Annotated in this window: 23 protein-coding genes; 16 read left to right on the top strand and 7 right to left on the bottom strand. The window is 73.7% G+C overall.

Annotated elements, in window-relative coordinates:
* Window positions 1-179: 179 nt before the first annotated feature.
* Window positions 180-1,481 carry a family 10 glycosylhydrolase gene (locus AB0A69_RS18280; RefSeq protein ID WP_361422316.1) on the top strand — a complete coding sequence of 434 codons (1,302 nt, stop codon included), beginning with the start codon at window positions 180-182 and terminating at the stop codon, window positions 1,479-1,481.
* An 83-nt stretch (window positions 1,482-1,564) separates the two neighbouring features.
* Here AB0A69_RS18280 and AB0A69_RS18285 read toward each other — a convergent pair whose 3' ends face one another.
* Together AB0A69_RS18285 and AB0A69_RS18290 are read right to left on the bottom strand one after the other, a co-directional pair.
* Window positions 1,565-1,756 carry a DUF1918 domain-containing protein gene (locus tag AB0A69_RS18285; RefSeq protein ID WP_361422319.1) on the bottom strand — a complete coding sequence of 64 codons (192 nt, stop codon included), beginning with the start codon at window positions 1,754-1,756 and terminating at the stop codon, window positions 1,565-1,567.
* Between the two features lie 117 nt (window positions 1,757-1,873).
* Window positions 1,874-2,863, bottom strand: coding sequence for a DMT family transporter (locus tag AB0A69_RS18290; protein WP_361422322.1), 990 nt, complete (start codon window positions 2,861-2,863; stop codon window positions 1,874-1,876).
* Here AB0A69_RS18290 and AB0A69_RS18295 point away from each other — a divergent pair.
* The 3 genes from AB0A69_RS18295 (at window position 2,862) to AB0A69_RS18305 (ending at window position 6,110) form a co-directional block, all read left to right on the top strand.
* Window positions 2,862-4,301 (top strand): PLP-dependent aminotransferase family protein, encoded by a 1,440-nt coding sequence (locus AB0A69_RS18295; RefSeq protein ID WP_361422325.1) that lies wholly within the window; start codon window positions 2,862-2,864, stop codon window positions 4,299-4,301. The genes AB0A69_RS18290 and AB0A69_RS18295 overlap by 2 nt on opposite strands.
* 146 nt (window positions 4,302-4,447) lie before the next feature.
* On the top strand, window positions 4,448-4,927 hold the full coding sequence (locus AB0A69_RS18300) for a GNAT family N-acetyltransferase (protein ID WP_361422328.1): 480 nt from the start codon (window positions 4,448-4,450) through the stop codon (window positions 4,925-4,927).
* 31 nt (window positions 4,928-4,958) lie between these two features.
* The gene (locus AB0A69_RS18305; RefSeq protein ID WP_361422331.1) at window positions 4,959-6,110 is read left to right on the top strand and encodes a methyltransferase; all 1,152 of its coding nucleotides are present in this window, start codon (window positions 4,959-4,961) and stop codon (window positions 6,108-6,110) included.
* Window positions 6,111-6,211: 101 nt separating this feature from the next.
* Here AB0A69_RS18305 and AB0A69_RS18310 read toward each other — a convergent pair whose 3' ends face one another.
* On the bottom strand, window positions 6,212-7,435 hold the full coding sequence (locus AB0A69_RS18310) for a beta-ketoacyl-ACP synthase II (RefSeq protein ID WP_361422334.1): 1,224 nt from the start codon (window positions 7,433-7,435) through the stop codon (window positions 6,212-6,214).
* Between the two features lie 273 nt (window positions 7,436-7,708).
* Between AB0A69_RS18310 and AB0A69_RS18315 the strand changes: the two genes are divergently transcribed.
* From AB0A69_RS18315 to AB0A69_RS18330, 4 genes are read left to right on the top strand one after another with little or no spacing between them, the layout of a single operon-like run.
* Window positions 7,709-8,659: an alpha/beta hydrolase gene (locus tag AB0A69_RS18315; RefSeq protein ID WP_361422337.1), complete on the top strand. Its 951-nt coding sequence runs from the start codon at window positions 7,709-7,711 to the stop codon at window positions 8,657-8,659.
* Window positions 8,652-9,818 (top strand): acyltransferase, encoded by a 1,167-nt coding sequence (locus tag AB0A69_RS18320; RefSeq protein WP_361422340.1) that lies wholly within the window; start codon window positions 8,652-8,654, stop codon window positions 9,816-9,818. Before AB0A69_RS18315 ends, AB0A69_RS18320 begins: the two co-directional genes overlap by 8 nt.
* 10 nt (window positions 9,819-9,828) lie before the next feature.
* A complete protein-coding gene (locus AB0A69_RS18325; RefSeq protein WP_361422343.1) occupies window positions 9,829-11,178 on the top strand; it encodes a sensor histidine kinase in 1,350 nt (449 codons plus the stop codon).
* Window positions 11,175-11,858 (top strand): response regulator transcription factor, encoded by a 684-nt coding sequence (locus AB0A69_RS18330; RefSeq protein WP_361422346.1) that lies wholly within the window; start codon window positions 11,175-11,177, stop codon window positions 11,856-11,858. Before AB0A69_RS18325 ends, AB0A69_RS18330 begins: the two co-directional genes overlap by 4 nt.
* Before the next feature lie 32 nt (window positions 11,859-11,890).
* Here AB0A69_RS18330 and AB0A69_RS18335 read toward each other — a convergent pair whose 3' ends face one another.
* The 3 genes from AB0A69_RS18335 to AB0A69_RS18345 form a co-directional block, all read right to left on the bottom strand.
* Window positions 11,891-12,151, bottom strand: a complete 261-nt coding sequence (locus tag AB0A69_RS18335; protein WP_361422349.1) for a hypothetical protein — start codon at window positions 12,149-12,151, stop codon at window positions 11,891-11,893.
* 122 nt (window positions 12,152-12,273) lie between these two features.
* Window positions 12,274-12,864, bottom strand: coding sequence for a TetR/AcrR family transcriptional regulator (locus tag AB0A69_RS18340; RefSeq protein ID WP_361422352.1), 591 nt, complete (start codon window positions 12,862-12,864; stop codon window positions 12,274-12,276).
* Window positions 12,864-13,763 carry a class I SAM-dependent methyltransferase gene (locus AB0A69_RS18345; RefSeq protein ID WP_361422355.1) on the bottom strand — a complete coding sequence of 300 codons (900 nt, stop codon included), beginning with the start codon at window positions 13,761-13,763 and terminating at the stop codon, window positions 12,864-12,866. The genes AB0A69_RS18340 and AB0A69_RS18345 overlap by 1 nt, the downstream gene beginning before the upstream one ends.
* 94 nt (window positions 13,764-13,857) lie before the next feature.
* On the opposite strand from AB0A69_RS18345, the gene AB0A69_RS18350 reads away from it, so the two are divergent.
* The 3 genes from AB0A69_RS18350 to AB0A69_RS18360 all read left to right on the top strand — a co-directional run bounded on the left by AB0A69_RS18350 (window position 13,858) and on the right by AB0A69_RS18360 (window position 17,362).
* Entirely contained in the window at window positions 13,858-14,340 is a 483-nt protein-coding gene (locus AB0A69_RS18350) for a helix-turn-helix transcriptional regulator (RefSeq protein ID WP_361422358.1), read from the top strand.
* 10 nt (window positions 14,341-14,350) lie between these two features.
* Window positions 14,351-14,767 (top strand): VOC family protein, encoded by a 417-nt coding sequence (locus AB0A69_RS18355; RefSeq protein ID WP_361422361.1) that lies wholly within the window; start codon window positions 14,351-14,353, stop codon window positions 14,765-14,767.
* A gap of 198 nt (window positions 14,768-14,965) precedes the next feature.
* Window positions 14,966-17,362, top strand: coding sequence for an excinuclease ABC subunit UvrA (locus AB0A69_RS18360; RefSeq protein ID WP_361422364.1), 2,397 nt, complete (start codon window positions 14,966-14,968; stop codon window positions 17,360-17,362).
* Between the two features lie 293 nt (window positions 17,363-17,655).
* Here AB0A69_RS18360 and AB0A69_RS18365 read toward each other — a convergent pair whose 3' ends face one another.
* Complete coding sequence (locus tag AB0A69_RS18365; protein WP_361422367.1) at window positions 17,656-18,603, bottom strand: SMP-30/gluconolactonase/LRE family protein; 948 nt, start codon at window positions 18,601-18,603, stop codon at window positions 17,656-17,658.
* A gap of 94 nt (window positions 18,604-18,697) precedes the next feature.
* On the opposite strand from AB0A69_RS18365, the gene AB0A69_RS18370 reads away from it, so the two are divergent.
* The 5 genes from AB0A69_RS18370 to AB0A69_RS18390 all read left to right on the top strand — a co-directional run bounded on the left by AB0A69_RS18370 (window position 18,698) and on the right by AB0A69_RS18390 (window position 23,569).
* Complete coding sequence (locus AB0A69_RS18370) at window positions 18,698-19,132, top strand: Lrp/AsnC family transcriptional regulator (RefSeq protein WP_361422370.1); 435 nt, start codon at window positions 18,698-18,700, stop codon at window positions 19,130-19,132.
* Window positions 19,133-19,297: 165 nt separating this feature from the next.
* Window positions 19,298-20,326, top strand: coding sequence for an N-acetyl-gamma-glutamyl-phosphate reductase (argC, locus tag AB0A69_RS18375; protein ID WP_361422373.1), 1,029 nt, complete (start codon window positions 19,298-19,300; stop codon window positions 20,324-20,326).
* Window positions 20,323-21,477: a bifunctional glutamate N-acetyltransferase/amino-acid acetyltransferase ArgJ gene (argJ, locus tag AB0A69_RS18380; protein ID WP_361422376.1), complete on the top strand. Its 1,155-nt coding sequence runs from the start codon at window positions 20,323-20,325 to the stop codon at window positions 21,475-21,477. The genes argC and argJ overlap by 4 nt, the downstream gene beginning before the upstream one ends.
* Window positions 21,474-22,376 (top strand): acetylglutamate kinase, encoded by a 903-nt coding sequence (gene argB, locus AB0A69_RS18385; protein WP_361422379.1) that lies wholly within the window; start codon window positions 21,474-21,476, stop codon window positions 22,374-22,376. The genes argJ and argB overlap by 4 nt, the downstream gene beginning before the upstream one ends.
* Window positions 22,373-23,569 (top strand): acetylornithine transaminase, encoded by a 1,197-nt coding sequence (locus AB0A69_RS18390; RefSeq protein ID WP_361422382.1) that lies wholly within the window; start codon window positions 22,373-22,375, stop codon window positions 23,567-23,569. Before argB ends, AB0A69_RS18390 begins: the two co-directional genes overlap by 4 nt.
* The last annotated feature ends 5 nt before the right edge of the window (window positions 23,570-23,574 follow it).

A 23,574-nucleotide genomic window follows, 5' to 3' on the forward strand; every position in this document is an offset into this window, starting at 1 on the left:
CCCCGTGTGATTCCGGCGCCCGCCTCGACCCCCTGACGTTACTCCGTTCGGGCCGGTGGGGGGCGGCCCGGGGCGGGCATGCTCTGCGGGGACGTCCGGACAATCCAACCGGTAAGGGGCGATGAATGCGGCACATCGGAAGGAACGGAAGGATCGGAAACATCCGGAGAAGAGGTCTGATGGCGGGCGCGGCGGGGATGCTGGCGACGCTGTGGGCGGCGGCCGAGGCGGGCGCGGGACCCCGGCGGGCACCGGCGGGCGTCGCGGGCGTCGGCGCGGCAGGCGGGCCCGCTCCGGCCGAGGGGGCCCGGCCCGGGACGGCGCCCGGGCCGACGGGGGCGCGCGCGGCGGGCGGCAAGGAGTTCCGGGGGATGTGGCTGGCCACGGTCGCCAACCGGGACTGGCCCTCCCGGCCCGGGCTGACCGCCGACGCGCAGCGCGCCGAACTGCTCGCCCACCTCGACACCGCCGTCGAGCGGCGGCTCAACGCGGTGGTCTTCCAGGTGCGGCCCACCGCCGACGCCCTGTGGCCCTCGCCGTACGAGCCCTGGTCGCACGTCCTCACCGGCGTACAGGGCAAGGACCCCGGCTGGGACCCGCTGGGGACGGCCGTCGAGGAGGCGCACCGGCGGGGCCTGGAGCTGCACGCCTGGTTCAACCCGTACCGCGTGGCCAACCACACGGACCCGGCCCGCCTGGCCGAGAACCACCCCGCCCGGGTGCACCCCGACTGGGTGGTGCCGTACGGCGGGAAGCTCTTCTACAACCCGGGCCTGCCCGAGGTGCGCCGCTTCGTGCAGGACGCCATGCTCGACGCCGTGCGCCGGTACGCGGTCGACGGCGTCCACTTCGACGACTACTTCTACCCGTACCCGGTGGCCGGGCGGGCCTTCGACGACGACGAGGCGTACGAGGCGTACGGGGCGGGCTTCCCGGACCGGGCCGCCTGGCGGCGGGACAACATCGACCGGCTGGTGCGCGAGATGTCGTACCGGATCAAGGAGACGCGGCGGCGCGCCCGGTTCGGGGTCAGCCCCTTCGGGGTGTGGCGCAACGCCGCGACGGACCCGCTGGGCTCCGACACCCGGGCGGGCGTCCAGACGTACGACGATCTGCACGCCGACACCCGCACGTGGGTGAAGGAGCGCTGGATCGACTACGTGGTGCCGCAGCTCTACTGGCACATCGGGTTCGCCACCGCCGACTACGCCAAGCTGGTGCCCTGGTGGAACGAGGTCGTGCGGGACACGGGCGTACGGCTGTACGTGGGGGAGGCGCTGTACAAGGCGGGCGACCCCGCTCAGCCCGAGCCCTGGCAGGACCCGGCCGAGCTGTCGCGCCACCTCACCCTCACCGAGCGGTACGACCAGGTGCGCGGCCACGTCTTCTTCTCGGCCAAGGAGGTCGGGGCGGACCGCATCGGGGCGATGGCGAGGGTGGTGGCCGACCACTACCCGACCGCGGCCCGTCCGTGGCGCTGACCGGCCGTTGAGCGGCAGCCGACCGGCTGCCGCCTGGCGGGCCGACCGGCCGGCCGACCGCCGGCGACCCGTCGGCGGTCGGCCTACATCTGTTCCTCGTGCCGGACGACGCTGTCGGGCCCGGGGGACATCACCGTCTCGTGCCCGTCCTCGAAGCGGACGCGGTACGGAGGGTTGCCGTCCTTTCCCAGCACCTCGACGACCTCGGCCGTCCGGTCGTGCTGGCCGACGGTCCTGCCGTGCACCGTCAGTTTGTCGCCCTTGCTCGCGTGCATCGAGTGACCTCCTCGCGCCGTGGATCGAAGTTGCCGGACTTATCGGAGTTATCCCGTATGGGGAGTTTACGTCCGCAGGTGTGTCCCGCGTCACTTCGGAGGCGGCGGGCGGAGGGCTCAGGAGCCGGTCCGCTGGGTCACCGCGATGCACACGAGGACCGCGCCGGCCGCCAGCGGCGCGGCGGGCGAGACCGCCTCGCCCAGCAGCCACACCGACCAGACCAGGGTCAGGAGCGGCTGGGCGAGCTGCAGCTGGCTGGCCCGGGCGATGCCCACCGCCGCCATGCCCCGGTACCAGACGTACAGGCCGAAGAAGGTCGACCCGGCCGCCACCCACACCAGGCCCACGACGCCGTGCGTGGTCAGCCGCACCGGCTCGAAGGCCAGCGCGACCGCCGAACCGGCCACGGCGAGCGGCAGGCACAGCACCAGCGCCCAGCCGATGACCTGCCAGCCCGGCATCACCCCGGCCAGCCGGCCGCCCTCGGTGTATCCGGCCGCGCACACCAGCAGCGCCGCGAAGAGGTACAGATCGCCGGCCGACAGGTCGCCGCCGCTCTGCTGCACGGTGAACGCGATGACCACCGCCGCCCCGGCCAGCGCGGCCGCCCAGAAGGCGCGCGACGGCCGCCTCCCGGTACGCACGGCCGCGAACACGGCGGTCGTCAGCGGCAGGAGCCCCACGACCACGGCCGCGTGCGAGGTGGTCGAGGTCTTCAGCGCCAGCGTGGTCAGCAGCGGGAACCCCACCACGACACCGCCGCCGACCACCGCGAGCCCGGCCCAGTGGCGGCGGTCCGGGACCGGTACGCGCAGGGCGAGCAGGAAGGCTCCGGCGATCAGTGCGGCGAGCGTGGAGCGGACGGCGACGAGCGACCAGGGGCCGAAGCTCTCCAGCCCCCAGGCGGTGGAGGGGAAGGTGAGCGAGAAGGACACCACGCCCAGCGCGGCGAGCAGCGTACCCGCGCCGCGACGGTCGGCCGTCCCGGAGGTGGTCGTCCGGGGGGTGTCCGTCCGGGAGGCCGGGGTCCCGGGCTCCGTGCGGGGGGTGGCCGGGGCCTGCACTGCTATCGCGTTCGAGGTGGTAGCGCTATTCTGTGCTCTCATGCATGAGCGTAGCAGCGTCGCTGAACTGGCGGCCACCCTGAAGCAGGAGCTGGACCGCTACTCTCCAGGTGGAAAGCTGCCGTCCAGTCGAGCCCTGGTCGAGCGCTACCGGGTCTCCCCGGTCACCGTCTCCCGGGCCCTTGCCCGGCTCGCCGCCGAGGGCTTGGTCGTCACCCGTCCCGGAGCGGGCGCCTTCCGGGCCCAGCCGCGCGCCACCGGCACACCGGCGGCCGGCGACACCTCCTGGCAGGAGGTCGCCCTCAGCGCCGACTCCTCGACCGAGCTCGTCCCGCGCTCCGTCGACGCCTCGGGCGTTCTCGTCACCCTCGCCGCGCCGCCCACCGGTGTGGTCGAGTTCAATGGCGGCTACCTGCACCCCTCCCTCCAGCCCGAACGGGCCCTCGCCGCCGCGCTCGCCCGCGCCGGCCGGCGCCCCGGCGCCTGGAGCCGCCCGCCCACCGACGGACTGCACGAGCTGCGCGACTGGTTCGCCCGCGAGATCGGCGGCACCGTCACGGCGGCGGACGTCCTCGTCACCGCGGGCGGCCAGGCCGCGATCGCCACCGCGCTGCGGGCCCTGGCCCCGCCCGGCGCGCCCGTCCTCGTCGAATCGCCCACCTATCCGGGCATGCTGGCCGTCGCCCGCGCCGCCGGGCTGCGCCCCGTGCCCGTACCGACCGACCGCGACGGCGTCCGCCCCGACCTGCTGGCGGCCGCCTTCCGGGCCACCGGCGCGCGCGTCTTCGTCGTCCAGCCGCTCTTCCAGAACCCCACCGGCGCGGCCCTCCCCGTCGAGCGGCGGCGCGAGGTGGTGCGCATCGCCCGCGAGGCCGGTGCCTTCGTCGTCGAGGACGACTTCGCCCGCCACCTCGTCCACGAGGACGCGGGCCGGCTCCCCGCGCCGCTCGCCGCCGACGACCCGGACGGCGTCGTCGTCCACGTCCGCTCGCTCACCAAGATCGCCTCGCCCAGCCTGCGGGTCGGCGCGCTGGCCGCGCGCGGCCCGGTGCTGGAACGGCTGCGCGCCATCCAGGTCGTCGACACGTTCTTCGTACCGCGGCCCCTCCAGGAAGCCGCCCTGGAGCTCGTCGGATCTCCCGCGTGGAGCCGTCACCTCCGGTCCGTAGCGGCCGAGTTGCAGTCCCGGCGCGACGCGCTGGCCGCCGCGCTCGCCCTGCACCTGCCCGAACTCGCCCTCACCCACCTCCCCTCCGGCGGCCACCAGCTCTGGCTCCGCCTCCCCGACACCCTCGACGAGCCCGCCCTGGTCGCCGCCGCCCTGCGCGCGGGCGTCGCCGTCGCCCCCGGCCGCCCCTACTTCTGCGCCGAACCGCCCGCCGGGCACGTACGCCTCGGCTTCGCCGCCGTCGCCGGACCGGCCGAGCTCGCCGAGGGCGTACGCCGGCTGCGCGCCGCCCGCGACGAACTGCGGCGCTGACCGTGGCGAACCGCCGGGAGAACCGCCTGGAGAACCGCCGGGAGAACCGCCGGGAGAGCCGCCGGGAGAACCGCCTGGGACAAGCGCCTGAGAAAAGCGTGGCACGCGCCACTGACAATCGGCCCCCGTCCTGCCAGAGTCCGATCATGGACGAGACGACGACGGCGAACCCCCTGACGGCGAACGGCCCGGCGGCGAGCGGCGGCGCCCTGGGCGCGTACGAGATCTCCACCGACCCCGCCCGCCTCGACCGCGCCCGCGTCCACCACTGGCTGTCGACCGACGCGTACTGGGCGCTCGGCCGCAGCCGCGACAAGCAGGACCGGGCCATCGACGGATCGCTCAACTTCGGCCTGTACGAGACCGGCTCCGGCGAACTCGTCGGCTACGCCCGCGCCGTCACCGACCACGCCACCTTCGCCTGGCTCTGCGACGTCTACGTCGACCGCGCCGCCCGCGGCAAGGGCCTGGGGACCGCCCTCGTCGAGGCGGTCCGCGACCACTTCGCCCCGCTGGGCGTCAAACGCGTCATGCTCGCCACCGAGGACGCGCACGGCGTGTACGAGAAGGTCGGCTTCCGGGCCCTGGACGTGCCCGAGCACTGGATGGCGCTCCGATTCCAGTAGGCCGCGGACGAGCGGTTAGCCTGAGGTCACGATGAACCGTCTGACCACGCCCTGGGGCGATGCCGAGCTCGCCCGCTTCCCCGAGGACCCGCGCGATCCGCTGCGCGCCTGGGACGCCGCCGACGAATACCTGCTGCGGCACCTGGCGGAGGAGTCCCCGGACCTCTCCGGCACCGTGGTCGTGGTCGGCGACCGGTGGGGCGCGCTGGTCACCTCGCTCGCCGGGCTCGGCCCCGTACAGATCACCGACTCCTTCCTCGCCCGCGAGGCCACCCGTGCCAACCTCGCCCGCAACGGGATCGAGGAGAGGTCCGTACGGCTCCTCACCACCCGCGACACCCCGCCCGACCGCATCGACGCGCTGCTCGTCCGCGTCCCCAAGAACCTCGCGCTCCTGGAGGACCAGCTGCACCGGCTCGCCCCCGCGCTGCACGCGGGGACGGTCGTCGTCGGCACCGGCATGGTCAAGGAGATCCACACCTCCACGCTGAAGCTGTTCGAGCGGCTCGTCGGCCCCACCCGCACCTCGCTGGCCGTCAAGAAGGCCCGCCTCATCTTCTCCACGCCGGACCCGTCGCTGCAGCGCGGCCCGAGCCCCTGGCCGTACCGGTACGCGCTGCCCGGAGACGCCCCCGCCCCCGTGGCCGGCCGGAGCGTCGTCAACCACGCCGGCATCTTCTGCGCCGACCGCCTCGACATCGGCACGCGCTTCTTCCTCCGGCACCTGCCGACGACGGGCCCGGGCCGCCGCCGCGTCGTCGACCTCGGCTGTGGCAACGGCGTCGTCGGCCTCGCGGTGGCGCTCGCCGACCCGGAAGCGGAGCTGGTCTTCGTCGACGAGTCGTACCAGGCGGTCGCGTCGGCGGAGGAGACGTACCGGGAGAGCGCCCCGGCCGGGACGAAGGCGGAGTTCCTCGTCGGCGACGGGCTCGCGGACGTCCCCGCGGAGTCCGTGGACCTCGTCCTCAACAACCCGCCCTTCCACAGCCACCAGGCGACCACCGACCGCACGGCCCGGCGCATGTTCACCGACGCCCGCCGCGCGTTGCGGCCCGGCGGCGAGCTGTGGGTCATCGGCAACCGGCACCTGGGCTACCACGTGACGCTGCGTCGGATCTTCGGCAACTGCGAGACCGTCGCGAGCGACCCGAAGTTCGTCGTCCTGCGGGCGGCGAAGCGGTAGCACCTGGCACCAGGTCCGTTCGCCGCCCCGTTCCCCGGCACGCTCCGTTCCCCGGCAACCGCTTCGCCGCCCCGGCTTCGGCTTCGGCCCCGGCAGGCGGCCTACCGCGCCGCCGTGAACACCAGCGACGCGTTGTGCCCGCCGAAGCCGAACGCGTTCGTCAGCGCCGCGCCCACCGGCCCCCGGCGCGGCCCGCCGGTGACGACGTCCAGCTTCACCTCCGGGTCCAGCGTCTCGAGGTTCACCGTCGGCGGCACGACGCCCTCGCGCACCGCCATGATCGCGGCCAGCGCGCCCACCGCCCCGGCCGCGCCGAAGAGGTGACCCGTCATCGACTTCGTCGCCGTCACGGCCGGGTGCGTCCCGATCGCCTCGGCCACCGACCGCGCCTCCGTCACATCGCCCTGGGGCGTCGACGTCGCGTGGGCCTGGACGTGCCCGATGTCGAGCGGCGACAGCCCGGCCGCCGCCAGCGCCAGGCGCATCGCGCGGACCTGGCCCTCCGGGTGCGCGGCCGTGATGTGGTACGCGTCCGACGTCACGCCCGCCCCGGCGAGCGCCGCGTGGGCGCGGGCCGCCCGCGCCGCCGCGAAGTCCGCGCGCTCCAGCACCACCACGCCCGCGCCCTCGCCGATGACGAAGCCGTCCCGGTCCACGTCGAAGGGCCGGGACGCCCGCTCCGGGGCGTCGTTGCGCGTCGAATGCGCCCTGGCCTGTGCGAACCCGGCCAGCGTCAGCGGGCAGACGCACGCCTCGGCGCCGCCCGCCACCACCACGTCCGCCCGGCCCAGCCTGATCAGGTCCAGGCCCATGGCGATCGCCTCCGCGCCCGACGCGCAGGCGCTGACCGGGGTGTGCGCACCGCCCCGGGCGCCGAGCTCGATGCTGACCCAGGCGGCCGGGCCGTTCGCCATCAGCATCGGCACCGTGTGCGGGGAGACCCGCCGGACCCCGGACGCCTCCAGCACGTCGTCCTGGCCGAGCATGGTCAGCGCCCCGCCCGTGCCCGTACCGATCACCACGGCCAGCCGCTCGGGCTCGACCTCCGGAGCCCCCGCGTCGGCCCACGCCTCCCGCGCGGCGACGAGCGCGACCTGCTCGCAGCGGTCCATGCGCCGGGCCTGTACGCGGTCCAGGACCTCGCTGGGCTCGACCGCGAGCCGGCCCGCGATCCGTACGGGCAGCCCGGCAGCCCACTCCTCCTCGATGGGGCGGATCCCCGACCGGCCGGCCAGCATCCCGGCCCAGGTGGCCGCCGCGTCCCCGCCGAGCGGGGTGGTGGCGCCGAGACCCGTCACGACCACGTCACCCGTGTAAGCGCTCACTGGCACACCCTCCTTTATTGATATCGCACAACAAGATCACTTCGCTTGTCACTCTGCCAGCGAACAGATCCGTGGTCAGGTGCGTATCTCCACGGATTCCGGCCGTCCGTGCTTATGGGAATCCCACACAACCGATGACTCCTCCCCCTACCCGTCATACCTGAGAGCCAGGGCCCGGATGCCCTCCCCGGCGGGACGCGGATCACCCGGCCCGGTCCCTAACGTCCGGACCGGAAGCCCGCCCCCACCCCCTCCGGTACGGAAGGACCGCTCATGGCGTCCCGCCTGCGCCGCGGCCTGCTCGCCGCGCTCCTCACCACCTCGGTCGCCCTGCCGGTGTCGGCCGCCGCCCGCCCCTCCGCCGTACCTGCTCCCGCCCCGGCCCGCCTCGCACCGCTCACGCCCGCCACGGCCGCGCCCGGGCCGCTCGACGCGCGCTACGCCGTCAACCGGGACTCCCTCCGCGCGGCCGCGCGCATGGCCGCCGACCACGGCGACCGCCGACGCGCGGCCTCGCTGCGCGCGATGGCACACCCGGAACGCCGCTTCCTCCACTTCGACGGCCGCGACGGCGGCCGGACCGCCGAGGTCGTCGGGGACCTGGCGCGCGCCGACCGCGTCGCGGTCCTCGTACCCGGCGCCGACACCGGTCTCGACACGTACGGCCGCTTCCACGCCGGCGCCGTGGCGCTCCAGCGTGAGCTGGGCGACCGGGCGGCCGTCGTCGCCTGGCTCGGCTACGAGACGCCGCGCACCCTGGGCCCCGAGGCCCTGACGGATGGCCGCGCCGGCGACGCCGGGCCGCGACTGGCGGCCTTCGTCAGGGAGTTGGCCCGCGCCAAGCCCGCCGCCCGGATCTCCCTGCTCTGCCACTCCTACGGCTCCGTCGTCTGCGCCGATGCCGCCCCGGGCCTGCCCCTCGCCGACATCGTCCTGTACGGCAGCCCGGGCACGGGCCGCACCGGCACCGCCCGGCAGCTGGGCACCACGGCCACCGTCTGGGCGGGGCGGGGCGCCGCCGACTGGATCGCCGACGTCCCGCACGTACGGTTCCGGATCCCGCTCCTCGCCACCGTCGGGTTCGGGACCGATCCGGTGTCGCCGGAGTTCGGCGCCCGCCCCTTCGACGCGGGCCCGGGCGGCCACAGCGACTACCTCGGGCCCGGCTCCGTACCCCTGCGCAACATCGCCCGCATCGTCTCCGGGGAGGTTCCCGATGCGTGAACTCGTCCGGCGGATCGACGCCGCCACCCCGCCCGGCCGTGACCGCGCCGTCGACGGCCTGCGCGCCCTCGCCATCCTCGGCGTGGTCCTCGGGCACTGGCTGGTGACGGCCCTGGTCGCCGACAGCGGCACGGTCCGCGCCACCAGCCCGCTGTCGTACCTGCCCCACCTCGCCCCCGTCTCCTGGCTGCTGCAGACCCTCGCCGTCTTCTTCCTGGCGGGCGGTTACGTGGCCGCACGGAGTCGCGCGGCGGCCCGCGCCGACGGCACGGGGTACCGCCGCTGGCTGGGCGCGCGCCTGGTGCGGCTGTCCCGGCCGGTGGCCGCCGTGGCGGCGGTGTGGGCCGTGGCGGCGGGCGCGATGCTCGCCGCCGGGGCGGGCGCCGGGGCCGTCCACACCCTGCTCAAGCTGGTGCTGTCGCCGCTGTGGTTCCTGCTCGTCTTCGCGGCGCTGACGGCGGTGACCCCGCTCGTGGCGCGGCTGCACCCGCTGTGGCCGCTCGCCGTCGTGCTCCACGTCGACCTGGTGCGCTTCGGCCTCGGCGGCCCGGACGTGCTCGGCTGGGTCAACGTGGCGGCCGGCTGGCTCGTGCCGTACTGCCTGGGCGCGCTGTGGGCGCGGGACGGCCTGCCGGGGCGTACGACGGGATGGGCGCTGGTCGCCGTCGGCTCCGCCGCCACCGCCGGCCTCGTCCTGGTCGCCGGTTACCCGGCGTCCATGGTGGGCGTGCCCGGTGCCGCCGTCTCCAACCTCAACCCGCCGACGCTCGCCGCCGTCACCTTCGGCGTCGCCCAGTGCGGCGCGGCGCTGCTGCTCATCGGCCCGCTGCGGCGGGTGCTGAGGCGGCCCGGGGCGTGGGCGGCCGTGGCGCTGGTGAACCTCTCCGCTATGACGGTCTTCCTCTGGCACCAGACGGCGATGATGGCCGTCACCGCGCTCGGCCTGCTCGCGGACGGGCCCCTGCCGGGGCTGCACACCGTCCCGGACGGCACCGGCTGGATCGCGGCCCGGCTCGCCTGGCTGCCGTTGTTCGCGGTGGCGCTCCTCGTGTGCTGGGCGGCGTTCCGTACGTACGAGCAGCGCCGGACGCGGGGCGGTGCCGGCCGCGTCGTACGCGCGAGCAGGCCCGTACGCGACAGGGAGGCGCGGCGTGCCTAGGGTGACCCATATGACCAGGGGGACGGTGGGGGAGCGGTGGGTGCGGGGTTCGCGTGCGGTCGTACGCGCTCTGTGTGAGGACCTGTTGACGGTGGATCCGGAACGGCTGCCGGGAGTCCGGGCGCCGCGCTGGCTCGACTGGCGGCCCGCTCTCCTGGTCCCGCTGGTCCTGATCGCCGCGATGCTGGTCGTCGTGGGCGCGGAGGAATACGGCTCCGACTACGGGCTGGGCAGCGGGCTGGGCGTGTTGTTCGCCTGCGTCCAGGCGGCGGCGCTCGTCGCCGGGCTGTACTTCCCGGTTCCGGCCTGGTGGGCGGCGACGCTCGTCATGGCCATGGCCGCGCAGCCCCTTGCCGACGGCGCCGTCGACCCGCACCCCTGGGCACCGGGCGCGCTCCTGCCCCATGCGGGGGTGCCGTACCCGTGGACATCCGGTGGACTCGGCGTGCAGGCGGGCCTGCTGTTCCTGCTCGCCCTGCGGGTCCGGCTGCGCGCCGCGGCGATGGCACTGGTCATCACCGTGCTGGCGGGGATCGTGCTGATGCTGGACGCCGTGGGCTCCGGGTACAGCCTCGGGAGCGTCCTTCTGGCCGTTCCGGTCCTGGTGGGGGCGACGGTGCTCGGCGCGGCCCTGCGCGGCCGCCAGGTCGCCCGTACCGAACTGAGCGTCCAGGAGGAGCTCACCGCCGAGGAACGCGCCCGGCGCACGCTGCTGGAGGAGCGCCACCGGATCGCGCGCGAGCTGCACGACGTGGTCGCCCACCACATGTCGGTCATCTCCATCCAGGCGCAGGTCGCCCGGCACCTCGTCGCCGACCCGCCCGACGCGCTGCGCGAGAACCTCGCCGGCATCCGCCAGAGCGCCGTCGAGGCCCTCACCGAACTCCGCCGCGTCCTCGGCGTCCTGCGCTCCGAGGAGGCCGCCACCGAGGGCGGACGCCACGCCCCGCAGCCGACGCTCGCCCAGCTGGACGAGCTCCTCGCGGGCGTGCGCGGCGCCGGTGTCACCGTCACCGCCCACACCACCGGGGAACGGCGCCCGCTGCCGCCGGGTGTCGAGCTGTCGGCGTTCCGGATCGTGCAGGAGGCGCTCAGCAACACGATGCGGCACGCGCCCGGTGCGGAGGTGCGCGTGGAGACGGGATACCACCCCGCCGCGCTCACCATCCGCGTCACCAACACTCCGCCGGCCCGCCCGGCCGCGCCCTCGCCGGGCGCCGGACACGGTCTGCTCGGCATGCGCGAGCGCACCGCGATGCTCGGCGGCGACCTCGCCACCGGGCCCACCCCGGACGGCGGTTACGAGGTGACCGCGGTCCTGCCGACGCACCGCACCCACCCCTGTGAGGACTCCGCATGACCGCCCCCATCCGCGTCCTGATCGCCGACGACCAGATGATGGTCCGCCAGGGCTTCACCGTGCTGCTCGACGCCGAGCCGGGCATCGAGGTCGTCGGCCAGGCCGTGGACGGCCTCGACGCCGTCGCCAAGGTCGCCGAACTCGCCCCCGACGTCGTCCTGATGGACATCCGCATGCCCGGCCTCGGCGGCATCGAGGCCACGCACCGCATCACCGCGGCGCCCGGCGCCACCGCCCGCGTCCTGGTCCTGACCACCTTCGACCTCGACGAGTACGTGTACGAGGCGCTGCGCGCCGGCGCCTCCGGCTTCCTCCTCAAGGACGCCTCCGCCGAGGAACTCGCCCAGGCGGTCCGGGTCGTGGCCGACGGCCAGGCACTGCTCGCGCCCACCATCACCAAGCGGCTCATCGCCGAGTTCGCCCGGGTGACCCGCAGCGCCCGTACCGCCCGCACCCCGCGCCAGGGCCGCGCCGGCGATCTGACGGAACGCGAGACCGAGGTCCTGTCGCTGATCGCGCAGGGCCTGTCCAACGCGGAGATCGCCGAGCGGCTGGTCGTCGCGGAGCAGACCGTGAAGACCCACGTCGGCCGAATCCTCGTCAAACTGGGCCTGCGCGACCGGACCCAGGCGGCGGTCTTCGCGTACGAGACGGGCCTGGTGCGCCCGGCCGGGTACTGAGCGGCAGGCCGCGCGACCGGCGGCAGGGGCTCCTACGGCGCCGCGTCCGGCACGAAGCGGCTCAGCCGGTAGGTGGTCGGCTGCGTCAGCCGCCCGCAGAGCGTGTCGATCCGGGTCATCGCCCCGTCGGGCTGCTCCGCCGACGTACGCGGACGGCGCAGGTACGCGCGCCACTCCGACTCGTCCTGCGTCTCGAACACCACTTCCCAGCGGCCCGCCCCGGGAGCAGTGCGGACGGCGGCCCGCCGGCTCGCGGCCTGCTCCCGGTTCTTCCTCTTCCTCTGCCCCGGCATCGGCCCATTGTCCCCGAAGGCCCTCTGCCCACGGCTTGCCCCCGGCCCCCGGCCCCCGGCGCCCGGCGCCCGGCCGCGTGCCGCTCGGGAGCGTACGGCGGCCCTGGAAGACCTGGTTCGGATCACCGACGTACGACGCCGGCGAGGACCGCGTCCACGACCCTGCCGACGGCCTCTGCCTCCGGTGGAACGCCTTCCCGGTCGGCGAACAGCAGGTGCACGGCGCCGATGAGGGTGGGAGCGAGGGTGTCGACGTCCGCGTGGGCGTCGACGCGGCCCAGTTCTCGCTCGGCGGACAGGTACGAGGCGATCATCGCGGCCGCTTCGGCCAGGGCCGGGACGCCGGCCGGCCGGCCCCGGCGCAGGCGGGCGCGCAGCTCGTCCCGGGAGATGACGAGGGCGACGATCGCCACGGCGACCGACCGGAAGAGCTCCATCAGCGCGGCGGTGACGTTGCCCGTGACGGTGCCGGTCCCGGCGGCGGCCCGCAGGGCGGCGGCCTGGTCGTCGATGCGCTGGACCCGGTCCCGTACGAGCTCGGCGAGGAAGGCGTCGAAGTCGGCGAAGTGCCGGTGCAGGACGCCCTTGGCGCACCCGGCCTCCGTGGTGACCGCCCGGCTGGTCAGCGCGTTCGGTCCGGCCCGGAGCAGGACCCGCTCCGCGGCGTCGAAGAGCTGCTCGCGCGGGTCGCGGATGGCCACGCCTGTCGGCATCAGTCCCAGCCCCCGTCCCTGGCTCCGGTTCCGCTCTCGCTTCCGGGCCCGCTTTCGGGGCCGCCCCCGGCTCCGGCTCCGCCGTCGAGGACCGCGGTGACCGCCACCGTGACGTACCGCATCGTGAAACCGCCGCCCCGCGCGTCGACGGCGGCCCCGACACCCTCCAGCACCTCCGCCAGCTTGTCGGGCGGGAGCCGGGTGAAGGCACCCAGGGTGGGCATCTGGTCCAGCCACGCGTCCCGCGTGTAGGACCACTCCCAGTCGAAGCGCCACTGCTCCGGCTCGCTGAAGCCACCCGCCTCGCGTATCCCGTCGGCGGCCTTGGCGAAGACCGCCTCGTACGCGTCCAGGGAGCCCTGCGCCATCGCGTGGTGGTCGAACGGCGCGTCGGGCAGCGCCCGTCGGCAGACCTCGGAGACGGCTTCCGCCAGGTCGGGCGGCAACCGGAACGCGTTCCAGAACGGCGCCAGCAGTCCGCCGGGGCGCAGTACGCGCGCGGCCTTGGCCGCTCCCGCGACGGGGTCGATCCAGTGCCACGCCTGGCCGGCGACGACCGCGTCGAACTTCCGGCCGGCCGGGTCCCAGACTTCGAACGTCGCCACCTCCACCTCGGTCCCGAGCCGCCGCGCCCGGTCGGCCATGCGCGGGTCGGGCTCGACCCCGAGGGCCCGGCAGCCGGCCGCCCGGAACTGGCGGGCGGCGATGCCGGTGCCGCACCCGACGTCGAGGACGCGCGGGCCCGGGCAGGCGGCGACGATCCGCTCGACGAGGGCCTGGGGATAGCGGGGCCGGGCGCGATCGTAGCGCTCGGCGTCCGTGCCGAACGCCTCGGCCACGTGCCGGTGTTGGTGAGGCCCCTGTCCGGACGGACGGCCTCGCTCGGGCGAAGTGGGCATACGCCCACTTGTAGGGGGCGCGTGCCCACTCGTCAAGGGGGTCCACGACGTTCCGACCACGCAGCCCCCTCGGCCGCGTGCCATCCTGGTGCGTATGGCGACCCTGGAGGACTTGGTACGGCTGCGGCGCGCGCGCGACGTGATGGACCGCGACTACGCGCAGCCGTTGGACGTGCCCGCGCTGGCCAAGGTCGCCCTCATGTCGGCGGGGCACTTCTCCCGCAGCTTCCGCGCCGCCTTCGGGGAGACGCCCTACAGCTACCTGATGACCCGACGTATCGAGCGGGCGAAGGCGCTGCTGCGGCGGGGCGACATGAGCGTGACCGAGGTCTGCTTCGCGGTGGGGTGTACCTCGCTCGGGTCGTTCAGCTCGCGCTTCACCGAGCTCGTCGGCGAGAGCCCCAGCGCCTACCGGGCCCGCTCCCACGAGGCCGGTGCCGCGATCCCGGCCTGCGTCGCCAAGGTCCTCACCCGGCCGTCCCGGGACCGCGCACCGGCCGGGGCCGAAGTACGACCGGCCGGGGCCGGAGGAGAACCGGTCAGGATCGGAGAAGCGGGAGCGGCCGCCGCCTCGTAGCGTCGACCGCATGGACATCAAACTCTCACAGTGCTTCATCGCCGTCGACGACCATGACAAGGCGCTCGCCTTCTACCGCGACGTCCTCGGCCTCGAGGTGCGCAACGACGTCGCGTTCGAGGGGATGCGCTGGGTGACCGTCGGCTCGCCCACGCAGCCGGGCGTGGAGATCGTCCTCGAACCGCCGCTCGCCGACCCCAACGCCTCGCCCGCCGACCGGCAGGCGATGGCCGAACTGCTGGCCAAGGGCCTGCTGCGCGGCGTCATCTTCACCACCGACGACTGCGACGCCACCTTCGAACGCATCCGGGCCGCCGGGGGCGAGGTCTTGCAGGAGCCGATCGACCAGCCGTACGGCGTCCGCGACTGCGCCTTTCGCGACCCGGCCGGCAACATGCTCCGCTTCAACCAGCCCCGCAAGCGGTAACGACCGGCTTCGGCCGGGCCCGCCGCCCCGCCGCCGGAGCGCTCCAACTCCGGTGCCGGGCAAGCGACTCGGTCGCCCGAAGACCACTCGCCGGGGAGCGCGGCCCACAGTGACCGCGCTCCCCGGCGCGGGGCATACTTCCCCGACGCCGAAAGATCGCCGGCCCCTCCGCCCCGCCGCCCCACAGATGGAGAGACGATGAGCATGGCCACGACGACGGACCCGCAGTCGCCCGTGCCGCACACCGCCGACAGCCACGATCTGATCCGCGTGCACGGCGCGCGGGTGAACAACCTCAAGGACGTCAGCCTGGAGATCCCGAAGCGCCGGCTGACGGTGTTCACCGGGGTCTCCGGTTCGGGCAAGAGCTCACTCGTGTTCGACACCGTCGCCGCGGAGTCCCAGCGGCTGATCAACGAAACGTACAGCGCCTTCGTGCAGGGCTTCATGCCGACGCTGGCCCGCCCCGACGTCGACGTACTCGAGGGCCTGACGACCGCGATCATCGTCGACCAGCAGCGGATGGGCGCCAACCCCCGCTCCACGGTGGGCACCGTCACCGACGCCCACGCCATGCTGCGCATCCTCTTCAGCCGGCTCGGCCACCCGCACATCGGCTCGCCGCAGGCCTTCTCCTTCAACGTCGCCTCCATCAGCGGCGCCGGCGCGGTCACCCTGGAACGCGGCGGGAAGACCGTGAAGGAGCGGCGCGACTTCAAGATCACCGGTGGTATGTGCCCGCGCTGCGAGGGCATGGGCAGGGTCTCCGACGTCGACCTGTCGCAGCTGTACGACGACAGCAAGTCGCTCAATGAGGGCGCGCTCACCGTCCCCGGTTACAGCGTGGACGGCTGGTACGGCCGCATCTACACCGGCTGCGGCTTCTTCGATCCCGACAAGCCGATCCGCGACTTCACCGAGAAGGAGCTGTACGCCCTCCTCCACAAGGAGCCGACCAAGATCAAGGTCGAGGGCATCAACCTCACCTACGAGGGGCTGATCCCGAAGCTCCGGAAGTCGATGCTGTCCAAGGACCGGGAGGCGCTCCAGCCGCACATCCGGGCGTTCGTGGACCGGGCGGTCACCTTCGCCACCTGCCCCGAGTGCGACGGCACCCGGCTCACCGAGGCGGCCCGCTCGTCCAAGATCCGGGGCATCAGCATCGCCGACGCCTGCGCGATGCAGATCAGCGACCTCGCCGCCTGGGTCCGCGACCTCGACGAGCCCTCGGCGGCGCCGCTGCTCGCCTCGCTGCGGCAGACCCTGGACTCCTTCGTGGAGATCGGGCTCGGCTACCTCTCGCTCGACCGGCCGTCGGGCACGCTGTCGGGCGGCGAGGCGCAGCGCGTCAAGATGATCCGCCACCTCGGCTCCTCGCTCACCGACGTCACGTACGTCTTCGACGAGCCGACCGCCGGCCTGCACCCCCACGACATCCAGCGGATGAACGACCTGCTGCTGCGGCTGCGCGACAAGGGCAACACCGTCCTCGTCGTGGAGCACAAGCCCGAGGTGATCGCCATCGCCGACCACGTCGTCGACCTCGGCCCCGGCGCCGGTACGGCGGGCGGCACGGTCTGCTTCGAGGGCACCGTCGAGGGACTGCGGGCCGCCGACACCGTCACCGGCCGCCACCTCGACGACCGGGCCGCGCTCAGGGAGGCGGTGCGCAAGCCCACCGGCACGCTGGAGATCCGCGGCGCGACGGCGAACAACCTCCGGGACGTCGACGTCGACGTCCCGCTTGGGGTGCTGTGCGTGGTCACCGGCGTGGCCGGTTCCGGCAAGAGCTCGCTCATCCACGGGTCGATCCCCGCATCCGAGGGTGTGGTGTCCATCGACCAGACCCCGATCCGCGGCTCGCGGCGCAGCAACCCCGCGACGTACACCGGGCTGCTCGAGCCGATCCGCAAGGCCTTCGCCAAGGCCAACGGGGTCAAGCCCGCGCTCTTCAGCGCCAACAGCGAGGGTGCCTGCCCCACCTGCAACGGCGCCGGCGTCATCTACACCGACCTGGCGATGATGGCCGGTGTCGCCACCCCCTGCGAGGAGTGCGAGGGCAAGCGGTTCCAGGCGTCCGTCCTCGACCACCACCTCGGCGGGCGCGACATCAGCGAGGTGCTCGCGATGTCGGTGACCGAGGCCGAGGAGTTCTTCGCCACCGGCGAGGCGCGCACCCCGGCGGCCCACAGGATCCTGACGCGGCTCGCCGACGTCGGGCTCGGCTACCTCACCCTCGGCCAGCCGCTCACCACGCTCTCCGGCGGCGAGCGGCAGCGGCTGAAGCTCGCCACGCACATGGCGGAGAAGGGCGGTGTGTACGTCCTCGACGAGCCGACCACCGGCCTCCACCTCGCCGACGTCGAGCAGCTGCTCGGCCTGCTGGACCGGCTGGTCGACTCCGGCAAGTCGGTCATCGTCATCGAGCACCACCAGGCGGTCATGGCGCACGCCGACTGGATCATCGACCTCGGCCCCGGCGCCGGCCACGACGGCGGCCGGATCGTCTTCGAGGGCACCCCCGCCGACCTCGTCACCGCCCGCTCCACCCTCACCGGCGAGCACCTCGCGGCGTACGTCGGCGCCGGCGGCTGAACGCTTCCGCCGGAAAAGGGTTTCCCGGGTTCCACCTGGTCGGGGCATGCACCCCCGGTGCAGGTGGACGGCGATCATGCCGGGCAGGGACGGTACCCGCGCCCTGGCGCCGGAGGGCGAGCGGTATGACCTCGTCGCCCTGGTGCTCGACGTCCTCGCGGAGGGCGGGATGCGCGTGGTGACGAGGGCCGCCTGACGGCCCGGCCGCGCCGGGGAGCCCGTGGCGTGCTCCTCGGCCCGGAAGCCGGGCGGGGCCCGGCGGCGGGCGCCGTCACGGACGCGCGGCGCCGGCCTCAGCCACTGCGCCGGGCGTGGTCCCCGCGCGCCGCCGGCAGGGGTGGCGGGCCGGTGACACCCATGACGACGGAGTACAGCGCGGTGTCGGCGGCGATGAACAGGCGGTTGCGCTTCGCGCCTCCGAAGCGGATGTTCGCGACGGGATCGGGGACCAGGAGGCGGCCGAGGAGCGTGCCGTCCGGGTCGTAGCAGTGGACGCCGCCGTCCATGGCGGCGGCCCAGAGCCGGCCGTCGTCGTCGAAGCGGATGTTGTCGAAGTTGCCGTTCTTGCACTCGGCGAAGACGTCACCGCCGGTGAGGGTGCCGTCCTCGTGGACGTCGAAGACGCGGATGTGGTTGGCCCGGCTGTCCGAGACGTACAAGCGGCGTTCGTCGAGGGAGAAGACGAGCCCGTTCGGGCCGCGGAGACCGTCCGCGACCAGCCGCACCTCACCGCTGCGGGGATCCACGCGGTAGACGTTGCAGGCGCCGATCTCGCTCTCGGCGCGATGCCCCTCGTAGTCGCTGGTGATCCCGAAGTCGGGGTCGGAGAACCAGATGGAGCCGTCGGACTTCACCGCCGCGTCGTTCGGGCTGTTCAGGCGCTTGCCCTGGTAGCGGTCGGCGATCACGGTGACCGAACCGTCGTGTTCGGTGCGGGTGACCCGGCGGTTGCCCTGTTCGCAGGTGATGAGCCGGCCCTCGGCGTCCAGCGTGTTGCCGTTGGGGTGACCGGCGGGTGAGCGGAAGACGCCGACCGTGCCGGTGGTTTCGTCCCAGCGGAGGAGCCGGTCGTTGGGGATGTCGCTCCACACCAGGTACCGGCCGGCCGGGACGTACACCGGCCCCTCGGCCCAGCGGCTGCCCTCGTACAGCTTCTCCAGCCGCGAGTCGCCCGCGTTGCACCTGCCCGTGCGGAACCGGTCATCGAGGACCTCGTACAACGGCGGTCGCTCACTGGACATGCGGCATCCTCACCCTCGGCGAATGTAAGTCGAACAAAGGCTTACTATGCAGAACCACATTCGTTGGATCAAGGACTTACCCGAAGGAGATTCGATGGACGGCGTGGACCGGCACCTGCTCGCCCTCCTCCAGCAGGACGCCACACAGTCGTACGCGGCACTGGGCCGGGCCGTCGGGCTGTCGGCGGGGGCGACCCATGAACGCGTACGCAAACTGCGGGAGCGGGGTGTCATCCGGCGGACGGCCGTGGAGGTCGACCCCATGGCGATCGGCCGGGGCGTGCTCGCCTTCGTCATGGTGGACTCGACGCGATGGGTGGGTGACTCCGGCAACCGGTTCTCCGCCATCCCGGAGATCCAGGAAGCCCACGTCATCGCGGGCAGCGCGTCCGTCCTCGTCAAGGTCAGGACCTCGACGACCGAGCAGCTCCAGGACGTGCTGCGCCGCATCTACGCGATCGACGGCGTCAGCGGCACGCAGGCCACCGTGGTGCTCGAGACCTTCTTCGAGCGCCCGGTCGCTCCCTGATGCGCGTTCCCGCTCGGGGCCCCGCGGTCGAGCGGGTGCGCTTCATTCGACGACGGTGGTAGCCAACCCGGCCGCTCGGTCTCCTGGCGGCGACCGTCGCGCGACTGAACTCTTTGCATAAAGCTGCAGGGCTGCGTATAGTCATGCCATCACCGAGGAGGACCGATGGCAGTACGAGCAGCAGTGGCGGGCGCGAGCGGATACGCGGGGGGAGAGCTCCTCCGGCTGCTCCTCGCCCACCCCCGCGTCGAGATCGGCGCCCTGACCGGCAACTCCAACGCCGGCCAGCGCTTCGGCGGGCTCCAGCCGCACCTGCTGCCGCTCGCCGACCGGGTGCTGGAGCCGACCACCGCCGAGGTCCTCGCCGGGCACGACGTCGTCTTCCTGGCCCTGCCGCACGGCCAGTCCGCCGCCGTCGCCGAGCAACTCGGCGACGACGTCCTCGTCGTCGACATGGGCGCCGACTTCCGGCTGCGCGACGCCGCCGACTGGGAGAGGTTCTACGGCTCCCCGCACGCCGGGACCTGGCCCTACGGCCTCCCCGAGCTGCCGGGCGCCCGCGCCGCGCTGGAGGGGGCCAAGCGCATCGCGGTGCCCGGCTGCTACCCCACGGCCGTATCGCTCGCGCTCTTCCCGGCGTACGGCAGCGGCCTCGTCGAGCCGGACGCCGTGATCGTCGCCGCCACCGGCACCTCCGGCGCGGGCAAGGCGCTCAAGCCGCACCTGCTCGGCTCCGAGGTCATGGGCTCCATGTCCCCGTACGGCGTCGGAGGCGGCCACCGCCACACGCCCGAGATGATGCAGAACCTCGGCGCCGTGGCGGGCGAGAAGGTCACCGTCTCCTTCACCCCGACCCTCGCCCCCATGGCCCGCGGCATCCTCGCCACCTGCAGCGCCAAGGCCAAGCCGGGCACCACGGCCGAGGACGTACGCGCCGCGTACGAGAAGGCGTACGCCGACGAGCCGTTCGTCCACCTCCTGCCCGAGGGGCAGTGGCCCGCGACCGCCTCCGTCTACGGCTCCAACGCCGTCCAGGTCCAGGTCGCGTACGACGAGACGGCCGGCCGCGTCATCGCGATCAGCGCCATCGACAACCTCACCAAGGGCACCGCCGGCGGCGCGGTGCAGAGCATGAACATCGCCCTCGGGTTCCCCGAGGACACGGGTCTTTCGACGATCGGAGTCGCACCGTGAGCGTCACGGCAGCCAAGGGATTCACGGCGGCCGGCATCGCCGCCGGGATCAAGGAGAACGGCAACCCGGACCTGGCCCTCGTGGTCAACACCGGGCCGCGCCGCGCCGCCGCGGGCGTCTTCACCTCCAACCGCGTCAAGGCCGCGCCCGTCCTGTGGTCCGAGCAGGTCCTGAAGACCGGCGAGCTGACCGCCGTCGTCCTCAACTCCGGCGGCGCCAACGCCTGCACCGGCCCGCAGGGCTTCCAGGACGCCCACGCCACCGCCGAGAAGGCCGCCGACGTCCTCGGCATCGGCGCGGGCGAGGTCGCCGTCGCGTCGACCGGCCTCATCGGCGTACTCCTCCCCATGGACAAGCTGCTCCCCGGCGTGGAGAAGGCCGCCGAGGCGCTCAGCGAGCACGGCGGCGAGAAGGCCGCCATCGCCATCAAGACCACCGACACCGTCCACAAGACGTCCGTCGCCACCGGCAAGGACGGCTGGACCGTCGGCGGCATGGCCAAGGGCGCGGGCATGCTCGCCCCCGGCCTCGCCACCATGCTCGTCGTCCTCACCACCGACGCCGACGTCGACGCCGCGACGCTCGACAAGGCGCTGCGCGACGCCACCCGCGTCACCTTCGACCGGGTCGACTCCGACGGCTGCATGTCCACCAACGACACCGTGCTGCTCCTCGCCTCCGGCGCCTCCGGCACCACGCCCGCGTACGAGGAGTTCGCCGAGGCCGTCCGCACGGTCTGCGACGACCTCGGCCGGCAGCTCATCGGCGACGCCGAGGGCGCGTCCAAGGACATCCGCGTCGAGGTGGTCAACGCCGCCTCCGAGGAGGACGCCGTCGAGGTGGGCCGCTCCATCGCCCGCAACAACCTCCTCAAGTGCGCGATCCACGGCGAGGACCCCAACTGGGGCCGCGTCCTGTCCGCCATCGGCACCACCGAGGCCGCCTTCGAGCCGGACCGGCTCAACGTCGCCATCAACGGCGTCTGGGTCTGCAAGAACGGCTCCGTCGGCGAGGACCGCGACCTCGTCGACATGCGCTACCGGGAAGTGACGATCACCGCCGACCTCGCGGCCGGCTCCGCGTCGGCGGTCATCTGGACCAACGACCTCACCGCCGACTACGTCCACGAGAACAGCGCGTACAGCTCATGAGCACGACACGCAAGCACACCGCCCTGCCCAAGGCCCAGATCCTCATCGAGGCGCTGCCCTGGCTGACCCGCCACCGCGGCAAGACCGTCGTCATCAAGTTCGGCGGCAACGCCATGATCGACGAGGACCTGAAAGCCGCCTTCGCCCAGGACGTCGTCTTCCTGCACCACGCCGGCCTCAAGCCGGTCGTGGTGCACGGCGGCGGCCCGCAGATCAGCGCGGCGCTCGACCGCCACGGCATCGTCAGCGAGTTCAAGGCGGGCCTGAGGGTCACCACCGAGGACGCGATGGACGTCGTACGGATGGTCCTGGCCGGGCAGGTCCAGCGCGAGCTCGTCGGGCTGCTCAACCAGCACGGCCCGCTCGCCGTCGGCCTGACCGGCGAGGACGCCCACACCATCACCGCCACCAAGCACCAGCCGCGCATCGACGGCGAGCTCGTCGACATCGGCCGGGTCGGTGAGATCACCGGCATCGACACCGGCGCCATCGAGGCCCTGCTCGCCGACGGCCGCATCCCGGTCGTCTCGTCGATCGCCCGTTCCCAGGACGACGGACATGTCTACAACGTCAATGCTGATACGGCGGCTGCGGCACTCGCTGCGGCGCTGGGCGCCGAGACGCTGATGGTCCTGACCGATGTCGAGGGCCTGTACGAGGACTGGCCCCACTCCGACGAGGTCATCAGCCGGCTCACCGCCACCGAACTGGAGAAGTTGCTGCCCGAGCTCTCCAGCGGCATGGTCCCCAAGATGGAGGGCTGCCTCCACGCCGTACGCAACGGCGTGACGACCGCGCGCGTCATCGACGGCCGCGTGCAGCACTCCATCCTCCTGGAGATCTTCACCGACGAGGGCATCGGCACGATGGTCGTGCCGGACGGACAGGGGGAGCAATGAGCACCGACGCACTGCGGCAGCGCTGGCAGGCCGCGCTGATGGACAACTACGGCACGCCGAAGCTGTCCCTCGTACGCGGTCAGGGCGCGAAGGTCTGGGACGCCGACGGCACCGAGTACCTCGACTTCGTCGGCGGCATCGCCGTCAACGCCCTCGGCCACGCCCACCCCGCGATCGTCGAGGCCGTCTCCACGCAAGTAGCCACCCTCGGCCACGTCTCCAACCTCTTCGTCGCCGAGCCGCCCGTCGCGCTCGCCGAGCGGCTGCTCCAGCTCTTCGGCCGGCCGGGCCGGGTCTTCTTCTGCAACTCCGGCGCCGAGGCCAACGAAGCCGCCTTCAAGATCGGCCGGCTGACCGGGCGCACCCACATGGTCGCCACCACCGGCGGGTTCCACGGCCGCACCATGGGCTCGCTCGCCCTCACCGGCCAGGCCGGCAAGCAGCAGCCGTTCCTGCCGCTGCCCGGCGACGTGACGCACGTACCGTACGGCGACGTCGACGCGCTGCGCGCGGCGGTCACCGAGGAGACGGCGTTCGTCATCATCGAGCCCATCCAGGGCGAGATCGGCGTCGCCGTCCCGCCCGCCGGCTACCTGAAGGCGGCCCGCGAGATCACCCGCGCCACCGGCACGCTCCTCGTCCTCGACGAGGTGCAGACCGGCATCGGCCGGTGCGGCCACTGGTTCGAGCACCAGGCGCACGGCGTCGAGCCCGACCTCGTCACCCTCGCCAAGGGCCTCGGCGGCGGCCTGCCCCTCGGCGCGACCGTCGCCTTCGGCCCGGCGGCCGACCTGCTGAAGCCCGGCCACCACGGCACCACCTTCGGCGGCAACCCCGTCGCCTGCGCCGCAGGACTCGCCGTCCTCGACACCCTCGCGGCCGACGGAGCCCTCGACCAGGTCAAGCGCGTCGGCGAGAAGCTGCGCGACGGAATCGAGGCCCTGGGCCACCCGCTGGTCTCCCACGTCCGCGGCGCCGGCCTCCTGCTGGGTATCGTGCTCACCGAGCCCCTCGCGCCGCAGGTGCAGCAGGCGGCTCAGGACGCCGGCCTCCTGGTGAACGCGCCCGCCCCCGATGTCGTACGGCTCATGCCCCCGCTGACCATCGGCGACGACGTGGTGGACGCCTTCCTCCGGGCCCTGCCCGGCGCCCTCGACGCAGCAGGCAACGGGGACGGACGATCCGGAGAATGAGACGA

Origin of the sequence: Streptomyces sp. NPDC045431 (assembly GCF_040646655.1) — a bacterium.
Lineage (GTDB): Bacteria > Actinomycetota > Actinomycetes > Streptomycetales > Streptomycetaceae > Streptomyces.